Source organism: Nostoc sp. CHAB 5715, assembly GCF_020829685.1.
Taxonomy (GTDB): domain Bacteria; phylum Cyanobacteriota; class Cyanobacteriia; order Cyanobacteriales; family Nostocaceae; genus Nostoc.
In genome coordinates, this window is sequence record NZ_JAIVFR010000171.1 from 1 (window position 1) to 9714 (window position 9714).

At 41.4% G+C, this 9714-nt stretch carries 8 protein-coding genes and 1 pseudogene; 6 read left to right on the forward strand and 3 right to left on the reverse strand.

Going from position 1 to position 9714, the window contains the following annotated elements; translation table 11 throughout:
- Nucleotides 1-111 precede the first annotated feature (111 nt).
- From LC574_RS11630 to LC574_RS11645, 4 genes are read left to right on the forward strand one after another with little or no spacing between them, the layout of a single operon-like run.
- On the forward strand, nt 112-462 hold the full coding sequence (locus LC574_RS11630; protein WP_368736684.1) for a GatB/YqeY domain-containing protein: 351 nt from the start codon (nt 112-114) through the stop codon (nt 460-462).
- A 4-nt stretch (nt 463-466) separates the two neighbouring features.
- Entirely contained in the window at nt 467-1006 is a 540-nt protein-coding gene (locus tag LC574_RS11635; RefSeq protein ID WP_166562797.1) for a CvpA family protein, read from the forward strand.
- A gap of 12 nt (nt 1007-1018) precedes the next feature.
- Nucleotides 1019-3337 carry a family 20 glycosylhydrolase gene (locus tag LC574_RS11640; protein WP_229453668.1) on the forward strand — a complete coding sequence of 773 codons (2319 nt, stop codon included), beginning with the start codon at nt 1019-1021 and terminating at the stop codon, nt 3335-3337.
- A 4-nt stretch (nt 3338-3341) separates the two neighbouring features.
- The gene (locus tag LC574_RS11645) at nt 3342-3944 is read left to right on the forward strand and encodes a trimeric intracellular cation channel family protein (RefSeq protein WP_229453669.1); all 603 of its coding nucleotides are present in this window, start codon (nt 3342-3344) and stop codon (nt 3942-3944) included.
- A gap of 736 nt (nt 3945-4680) precedes the next feature.
- Here LC574_RS11645 and phnE read toward each other — a convergent pair.
- The 3 genes from phnE to phnD form a co-directional block, all read right to left on the reverse strand.
- On the reverse strand, nt 4681-5484 hold the full coding sequence (gene phnE / locus LC574_RS11650; RefSeq protein WP_229453670.1) for a phosphonate ABC transporter, permease protein PhnE: 804 nt from the start codon (nt 5482-5484) through the stop codon (nt 4681-4683).
- A complete protein-coding gene (gene phnC, locus LC574_RS11655; RefSeq protein WP_229453671.1) occupies nt 5444-6235 on the reverse strand; it encodes a phosphonate ABC transporter ATP-binding protein in 792 nt (263 codons plus the stop codon). The genes phnE and phnC overlap by 41 nt, the downstream gene beginning before the upstream one ends.
- 117 nt (nt 6236-6352) lie before the next feature.
- On the reverse strand, nt 6353-7282 hold the full coding sequence (gene phnD, locus LC574_RS11660; RefSeq protein WP_229453672.1) for a phosphonate ABC transporter substrate-binding protein: 930 nt from the start codon (nt 7280-7282) through the stop codon (nt 6353-6355).
- Nucleotides 7283-8473: 1191 nt separating this feature from the next.
- Here phnD and phnF point away from each other — a divergent pair.
- A complete protein-coding gene (gene phnF / locus LC574_RS11665) occupies nt 8474-9250 on the forward strand; it encodes a phosphonate metabolism transcriptional regulator PhnF (RefSeq protein WP_229453673.1) in 777 nt (258 codons plus the stop codon).
- 208 nt (nt 9251-9458) lie between these two features.
- Nucleotides 9459-9617: pseudogene (locus tag LC574_RS11670) on the forward strand (transposase); the annotation flags it as partial.
- Nucleotides 9618-9714 lie beyond the last annotated feature (97 nt).

The following is a 9714-nucleotide window of genomic DNA, read 5'->3' on the forward strand; positions in this document are numbered from 1 at the left end:
TTGACCAATGACAAATGACCAATGACAAATGACTAAAAAACCAAAAAGCCACCAAAAGATTTAGCGCTCGTGGTGGCTCCTTGAAACTAACTAATAGTATTATGCCAGAAAATCCATTTAAAAACAAAAAGCGGAGGAACAGGTGAACTGACAGAAGCGGATGAAATGAAAATCCTTCAAAAAGCGGTAAAACAGCGTAAAGATTCTGCTGAAATTTATAAAACCCAAAACCGTGAAGATCTCCTGGTAAAGGAAGAAGCCGAAATCGCCGTTATTGAAGCTTATCTGCCAAAAGCCATGTCTGAAGACGAACTGAAGGCCGCTTTACAGGAAATCATTGCCAAAGTTGGTGCCAGTGCCCCTTCTGATATGGGTAAGGTGATGGGCGTAGCTACCAAAGAACTCGCCGGAAAAACAGACGGAAAAGCGATCTCGGCCATGGTGAAACAACTGCTGGCCTGAAACTATGGCCACCATTGATATTTTGCTGCTATTGCCGATCGTTTTCGGGGCTTTTAAAGGCTATCAGAAAGGACTTCTGATAGAGATCATCGGTATTCTGGCTTTTATCATTGCTATAGTGCTCGGCTTCAAATTTCTTGGATTCGGAATAGATGTACTGGAAAAATTATTGGGAACAGAGCTGACAGGAAGCTTATCGCCTTACCTTAGTTTTATCCTGATATTTTTTCCTACCATATTCCTGATCAATAAAATGGGCTGGATGATGCGTAAATCGTTGAAGTACACGCTTTTCGGAACTCTGGACGGATTTCTCGGGGCCATCCTCGGAAGCCTCATGTGGCTTTTCGGGGTAAGTCTCCTGCTTTGGATCATCTCCAAAACCGGCATTCCCCTACCCGAAAAATGGTTTACTGATGCAGACTTCTACCCTTTTATCAAAGATTTCGCTCCGAACATCATTTCCAAAGTTTCAGATATGATTCCCGTGGGAGGCAACCTCGTGGAGCAACTCAAAGAAATAAAGAATAGTCTTGAAAATTAACCGGACCTGACATTGAAAACAACAAAATTTCTGATAATGAAAAAACTCATTCTTGCCTTTTTTCTTCTCTCCTTTTACGCCAACGCACAGAATACCTATCCGGTCATTCCTAAGCCAAACAGCCTGGTAGAAGGAAAAGGAAAATTCAGCATAACGCCCAAAACAAAGATTGTGGTCAGTACCAATGCTCCTGAAACCAGGAAAGTGGCAGAGCAACTGGCCCAGAGGATCCAGATCGTGACCGGAAATTTGCCGGAAATCACTTCACAGAAAACGCCGAACAGCATCAGTTTTGAAGACGCCCCGGCACTTGGTCCGGAAGCTTATGAATTCGTGGCCTCTCCTGCTTCAGTAATTATCAAAGCCTCCACGGCTAAAGGCCATTTTTACGGATTCCAGACTTTGCTTCAGTTGCTGCCACCTTCTGTTTATAGCTCAAGCCTGCAGCCGGCGGTTAAATTGACGGTGCCTGAATGTGTTATCAAAGACGAGCCGAGATTCGGCTACAGAGGCATGATGCTGGATCTGGGAAGACATTATTTCCCGGTGAGCTTTATCAAAAAATATATCGATCTGATTGCGATGCATAAACTGAATACCTTTCATATGCACCTTACGGACGACCAGGGCTGGAGAATTGAGATCAAAAAATACCCGAAGCTGACTGAAATAGGTTCAAAAAGAAAAGAATCTATGGCCGGGCACTACCGTGACCAGAAATGGGACGGTATTCCCCATGAGGGGTTTTATACTCAGGACGAAATCAGGGACATTGTTAAATATGCCGAATCTAAATTTGTTACGGCTATTCCCGAAATAGAACTTCCGGGACATGCCCAGGCGGCCCTGGCAGCCTATCCTGAATTAGGATGCGAAAACAAAAAATACGAAGTGAGCACCCTCTGGGGGGTAAGCGACCAGGTTTTCTGTCCGAATGAACAGACTTTTGAATTCCTTCAGAACGTATTGACGGAGGTTATGGAATTGTTCCCTTCCAAATACATCCATATCGGTGGTGATGAATGTCCGAAAACCGCCTGGAAAAACTCTGAATTTTGTCAGCAGCTTATGAAAAAAGAAGGTTTGAAAGACGAGCATGAACTGCAAAGTTATTTCATCAGGAGAATCGACAAATTTGTCACTTCAAAAGGACGCAAGATCATAGGCTGGGACGAAATCCTGGAAGGAGGAATTTCTCCCAATGCCACCATCATGTCATGGAGAGGTATTGAAGGCGGAATCGATGCGGCTAAGCAAGGCCACGATGCCATCATGACCCCTACCAGCAATCTTTACCTGGATTACTACCAGTCCAACCCATTGACAGAACCGATAGCAATCGGGGGATATCTGACTATCGAAAAAGTGTACGGCTACGAGCCGGTTCCGGCTGCCCTTACCAAAGAGCAGGCAAAACACATCCTGGGTACTCAGGCCAATCTCTGGACGGAATACATTGCCACTCCTGAGCATGCCGAGTACATGGCCTTCCCAAGGGCCTCAGCCCTGGCTGAAGTAGCCTGGACCAAAGCAGAGCTTAAGGATTATAAAAACTTTGCTTTGCGTCTTAAAACCCATTTTGAGAGGTTAAAGCACCTGGGGGTTAATTATGCCAGGAGTTATTATGACATCACAGCATCTACCTTGAAAGATGCCAAAGGATTTCCGGTCGTCAAACTGGAAAACATTGACAAAGATGTCATCATCAGGTACACACTGGACGGTACAGAACCTAATGCACAATCACTGGCTTTTGACCCGGCTAAAAACATCCCGATCAATGCAGACATGCTGATCAGTTCGGCAGCGTTTTCCAAAACCGGAGATCAGCTGGGCAAAGTTCTGACGAAACAGTTTGTGGTATCGCTTTCTACCGGCAAAACCTACACCCTTGCCGATGAACCACAGGGTTACACCGGAGGTGAAAAATATGCCCTTACAAATGCCATTGTCGGAGATCTGAGCAACTCTTCTTCATGGGTTGGTTTTAACGGAAAAGACCTGGATGCAGTGATCGATCTCGGACAAAGAACACTGTTCAACAGAATCGGTGTAGCTTTCCAGAGAGCCAGTGCTTCGTGGATCATGCTGCCAAGATATGTGGAGATATTTGTTTCTGATGATGGCAAGACTTTCAAAAGTGTCAAGAGAATCGAAATGGATACATCTGATAAGCCGGAATACATTGTACAGCAACTGAACATTGCACTTGGCACTCAGAACGCCAGGTATATCAAGGTTTTTGCAAAAAATTATGGTAAACTGGCCGACAGTCACCCGGGACACGGCAACCCTGCCTGGCTTTTTGTGGATGAAATCTCAGTAAAATAAAATTATGGAACTGATCTATTGGATGGACATTCTGGGCGTTCTGGTCTTTGCGATCAGCGGAACAATGATTGGTATCGAGCGTCAGCTGGACATTTTCGGTGCCTCTGTCATTGCTTTTGCCACCGCTGTGGGGGGCGGAACGCTCAGGGATGTACTGATAGGCAGCACACCTGTAGGCTGGATGAAAGATCCGGCCTACATTTATGTGATTATCCTGGGCATTTTCCTGGCCTTGTTGTTCAAGAAAGAGTTCTCTATGCTCTCCAAAACCATTTTCCTGTTTGATACCATCGGGCTGGGGCTTTACAGCATCATCGGGCTAAAAAAAGCCCTTCTGTTCGGCATGTCGCCCATGGTAGCGGTTATCATGGGGACAGTCTCGGCCGTTTTCGGCGGCGTACTCAGAGATATTCTCACTAACCGTGTACCGCTCATCTTCCGTAAAGAGATATACGCCATCCTCTGCATCATCGGTGGCATCGTTTTCCTGATCCTGAACAAGTTCTTTGATCATGACATCATCAACACCTACCTTACCATGGGCCTGGTCATTTTTATGCGGATCCTGGTGGTGGTGAAGAAGTGGTCTTTGCCGAAAATTTCGTGAGATCAGACACCTTTGAAACTAAATAATTCCTTCGCTACCCAATAAATTTCATGGTTATACGTTCCGAATAAAATCAAAACATAACCCGTATGAAATACTTATTTCTCACAGCACTTACATTTTTCCTGTTTTCCTGCGGCCATCCAGACACAGCCCTTTCTCCCAAAAACAGAGACCTGCAAAAACAACAAACCTCAGTAATTACGAATATAAACGGCACACCGATAGCCCCCGACTGGAAAGCGGATTTTTCTTTTGAGACGAATGGGAAGGGTGAGGTTATTTTACCAAAGAAATGATGGTAATAACAATGCTCGAAGTGACTTCAGATCGCCCGTCCATTTATATTTGTAGAAAGACCTCTTAATTGCAGTTTACCAGCCTCGCAGAAACCACTCTTAAATATAGCTTTATGGGTTTCATAAGAATAATAGCGACGATATCTCTGTTTTTAAATGCTATGTCTTCCAGAGGGCAAACGTCATTTGAAGACTACTATCGAACAGATAAAGGAGGATTAAGCTTAGACATGTATCCAACTCAGTAAAATTAGGCGATCGATACCGTCCCAGATATTCAAAAATATCGCTAAAACCCCAGATTAAAGTTGTAAATGAAATCTCCAAATGAACAATTACTAATCCGACAAAAATTAACAACAATCCCAACCAAAGGAAAACTAAATTTGCAGGCTTTTTCGGCAGTGGAGGGAATTGATAAGTTTTAAATACCATCTTTAAATCACCCGCGATCGTAATTGGTTAGATAATCGATCTAGCACGGTTACAGCCAGATAAACTGACACTATAATCATCATTAATTGACTGTAGTTAAACAGGCGAATAGATGACACCAACTCATATCCAATTCCTCCAGCACCTACCAAACCAACAATCGTTGCTGAACGCACATTATGGTCGAGAATGTAGAGAAGTGTGCCAATTAAATCGGGAAAAGCTTGAGGAAGCATTGCAAAGGTTATTAATTGTAACCAATTCGCACCTGTTGATATTACCCCTTCAATAGACTTGGAATCTACCACCTCAATACTTTCAGCAAAAAACTTCGCCATAAAGCCAGTGGTAACAAAAGTAAGTGCCATTATTCCAGGTAATGCACCCAATCCTACGGCTGAGACAAACACCAATGCCCATACCACTTCTGGTAAAGCACGCATTAGAGAAAGTAAGTTGCGGCTAATGTGGTAAACTATCGGATGGGGACTACTATTGCGAGCTGCAAGTATTCCTAAAGGTAGGCTCAGAATCAGAGAAAAAGTTGTACTTAAAAAAGCAATTTCTAAAGTTTCTAACATTTTTGTTCCGAGAGTTGGAAAATAATCCCAATCAGGAACAGCGAATAACTGTCGGATAAATTCAAACAATCTTCCTGTAGATTGAAAAATCCTCACTAAATCCACTTCCACAATAGTAGCAGTACTGCCAAGAGCTAGCAGAATAACTAACACCAAAGCAACTAGAGAAAGAGGAGGTAGACCATCAGGACTTGGCCAATGCCATTTCCATGTTAAAGTTTTCATCTAAACTTCCATCCGCACGTCGATAAATGGTTTCCAGAATATCTTGTTGATGAAATAATTCCCCAGCTGTACCGTCAAAGACGACTCGACCCTGATTAATACCAATAATCCGTTCAGCAAACTGTATAGCCAAGCCAACTTGGTGTAAGCTAGCAACAACAGTAACCCCATCTTTTTGGCAAATTTCTTGTAGCAATTTCATAATTTCTTCGCAGGTTACTGGATCGAGACTAGCTACAGGTTCATCTGCTAGAATTACTGCTGGTTGTTGAGCTAAAACACGAGCGATCGCCACTCGCTGCTGCTGACCTCCAGACAGTCTACTAGCACGATTCCAGGCTTTTTCTGTCAAATCTACCCGCGCTAATGCCCAATGAGCTATTTCATAATCTTTTTTAGGGAACAGGTAAACTAGACTTTCCCACCAAGAACGGTGATAAAGTCTTCCAGTGAGGACGTTAGTCATTACGTTCAAGCGACCCACTAGATTAAATTGTTGAAAGACCATACCAACTTGAGCGCGAAGGCGACGTAGATTTTCTTTTGTAAGTTGACAATTGGCAATGATAATTTCACCACTACTAGGAGTTTCTAAACCATTCAAGAGACGCAGAAGTGTAGATTTACCTGCACCTGAAGGCCCTAAAATAACTGTGAATTCACCTGGATTGATTGTCAGTGTTGTAGGATGTAGAGCCTGAAACCCATTTTCATAGCGTTTACTAACTTGTTTAATTTGTATCAAAGACATAAGCAATTCAAAATTCAAAATGTTCGCGTAGCGTCTCGTAGAGAAGAAACTTAATCCTTGAGCATGGTCTGATTAAACAGGTGAAACTCAATAATTTTGTCCACCTGCTTAAACAAATTACTTAAGTAGTTGTTCGCGCCCTAATCCTAACTCCTTGACCATATTCCGGATTGGTGGATAGTTATTCGGAGTAGCAGAATCGTAACGCAATAGATCACCATATCCAGTTACCTGAATTTCTTTGTGAGCATTTAAAATAGCTTCCCGAATTTTCTTTTTAGTGGCTGGATCTAAATCATCACGGTACGTTAAAGGAGAACCAGGTAAAGGGTCAGAAGAAAGCAGAATCCGATTGCTTTGTTTACTAATTAACCCTTGAGAAAGCATCTTTTCGTAGGTGATGTCGTTGTCTGCTGCTGCATCTACCGTTTTGTTTTTAACTGCTAGTTCAGCAGCGTCATGGGAACCAGCATAAGTTAGTTTACCGAAAAACTCTTGAGGCATCTTACCTGTGTTTTTCTTAACAATGTAGCTGGGTACTAATGCTCCAGAAGTGGAGGCTGGATCGACAAAGGCGACATTTTTACCTTTTAAATCTTTCAGAGATTTGGCCGGAGAATTACCAGGCACAACGAATATACTCTTGTATGTAGATTGACCATTTTTACGAACACCTACTGCAAAAGCTTCTGCCCCTGATTCTCGCTGGGCTAGCACATAAGATAACGGCCCAAACCAAGCGACATCTACCCGGTCTTTCCTCATAGCTTCAATCACGCCTGCATAGTCGGTAGCAGTGAAGACTTTGACAGGGCGACCAAGTTTTTTCTGCAAATAGGCTCGCATTGGCTCAAATTTTTGCACCATTTCTTGATTATTTTCAGCGGGAATTAAGCCCAAGATAATGGGACGGTTTTGAGCCGAAGCCACTGGTAAGTTGAATTTACCTTGCAGCAAGGAGCTTATTCCTTGAGGGCTGACCTGACTTCCAATTGCTAAAGAGGATAGCAAGACCGCAATGGTAGTTAGATATTTTCTGCGAAACATGATTAAAATCTCCAAATTAAGTGAAATAGTTTAAGTCAACTAAAGCATTGATTTTTTTAGCTAAACCAATCAAATCTGGCGCTTATCTACTATGCTTGTTAAGTCAGAGGTCACACTATGAAGCAGGAACCGTTGAGAACCATGCGAGAATTGTTACCTCCATTCGTCTTATGTTCAATCTACAGTTCGTTTCTTAAATTCAAAGGGGCAGTTATATTAAAAGTTACTTATGAGCTGAACTATACAAGCTACTCTACTTGTATAGAGCATTCGTGACAGGTGCACATTTGCTCATTTGTGACACCTTAAGGCAAAATTAGTTTTGTCAACAGTAATTAAGCTGTCAATAAGCTAGCCCATTAAGTATTAAATTTAACTTTATAGAGGGATATAAAGACAAGGATGGACGATACTTTGAAATATGACGGTGAATTTAATAAAGTGCAACTTTCATAGAGGAGGCAGGATGAGCCGCGGCTTTCGTCGTAGACGCTTCCTCGGCTTGCTTCGACGTAGAAGTACGCGTTTACAACCCAAGCCGCCGCTTATCCTATCTCCCCTAGAAAAGAGAAATTTTGCATTCTGTTTAATCTACATTCCTAAAGACGGGAAAGTCACACGTTTTTAGTGATAGTCTCGCTAGCTCCAGCACAATAATAAATGAGCTTTAAAAAAAAAGATTAACCAAAATTTAATTGATTTTTATAATTTTGTTAATAAGTTTTTGCTATTTTTAGCATAAATCTAATAATGACTAACATTTAAATCTTAGAGCTTTATATACCTTTATGCAAAAGAGTATTCAAAAGTTTTAAGAGGTTGTTTGAAAAGTAGTTGGCTGTATCTTTGCACTTATTGATCCCCCTTAGCCCCCCTTTTTAAGGGGAATTTAGGGGGATATAGAACGTTTTGCTACTGACAAGAGGACTTTTCAAACATCCTCTAAAGGTATTTTTTTTGTAAGCATTTTAGATGAAATAGCAGTATAAGCCTTACAATGCAAAGTTTTCAGTCTGATTCTAATTCCTTTATTAGCATAAAGTAATCTGTAGAAACAGTTTTAGTCAATAAACACAACAGTTACGCTCCAGATCCTCTCAACCGCTAGAAGAATATCTGAGAAAAAGAGTAGAGCAGAAAATGTACAGGTAACTAATAAAAGTTTGATTATTGAATTAGGATGGATTCTTCATGAAGTCTACAAAGCAACAGCAAAAAGGTGAATCGGTTTACCATCAGATAGCTGAAAAGCTAATTGCAGATATCCAAGCTGGAGATTATCTTCCGGGCGATCGCCTACCTTCGGAAAACGAATTGGCCGCGCACTACGGTGTTCATCGCTTTACCGCTCGCATGGCAATTAAATATGTAGTTGACCAAGATTTAGTATATAGAATACAAGGGCGCGGTGCTTTTGTAAAAGAACAAAAAATTGATTATTCTCTCAATTTTAAAACTAACTTTACTCAAAGTTTGCTCAACTTAGGCTATCTTCCCTGTATCCGAATACTCAGTAGCAAATTAATTACTGCTAGCGAACAACTTGCCAATTTACTTGAAACTAATATCGGAAATTCTCTATTCCAAGTAAAATTTCTCCGCGTGGCATCGCTGGCAATGACAGATACTACTGTACCCGAATGGAATCCTTTATGTATCAGTGTTTCTTATTTACTCTCGGAAAAATTTCCCGACTTACCTATACTGATTTATAAGTCTCAATCTCTCTACAGTTTGCTGCGAAATCACTATGGGATTGAGCCACGTCGTACTCGTACTCAGATTGAAACCCAGGCGGCTTACAAAGAAGAAGCGAAACTTTTAAAAATTCCCCCTGGTGCACCAATGCTAATAACTAAAAGCCAAGTTCGTGACCAGCATGACCACTTATTTGAGTACACAGTCACTCATTTTCGGGGCGATCGATTTACTTTTGAAGTTTCTTGTTCACTGCAACTAACAACTTGAGTAGAGGTTTGAGATTCAAGAGTAACTCGATGACCCAGTTGCTCCCGGATTTCTCACAAGCCATAAAAAATCAATTTACAATTTCTCATCAATTATTTGAAATTCTTTTTCAGCAAAATCTTCAACTTATTACAAAAAAAAGGAACACAACGAATAGCTCAGTGCATCGCAGGGAAGAGGTTCGATGTGTTCCCTGTTCCCTCTGAAAACTATTAAAAAAAACATGAAAAATCGTTTAATACCTTTACTCGATAAAATTTTATTGAGAAAGCGTTCTCTTATAGAAACGGTCAATGACCAATTAAAAAATATCTCTCAAATTCAACACACTCGCCACCGCAGTGTTGGGAATTTCATGGTTAATCTGGCGTTGCTGAATTGAAATATGAATCTGGATGTAGAGACGTAGCAGTGCTACGTCTCTACAAGGATTTTGGTATTATGCAAAATCATGTTCATAGATG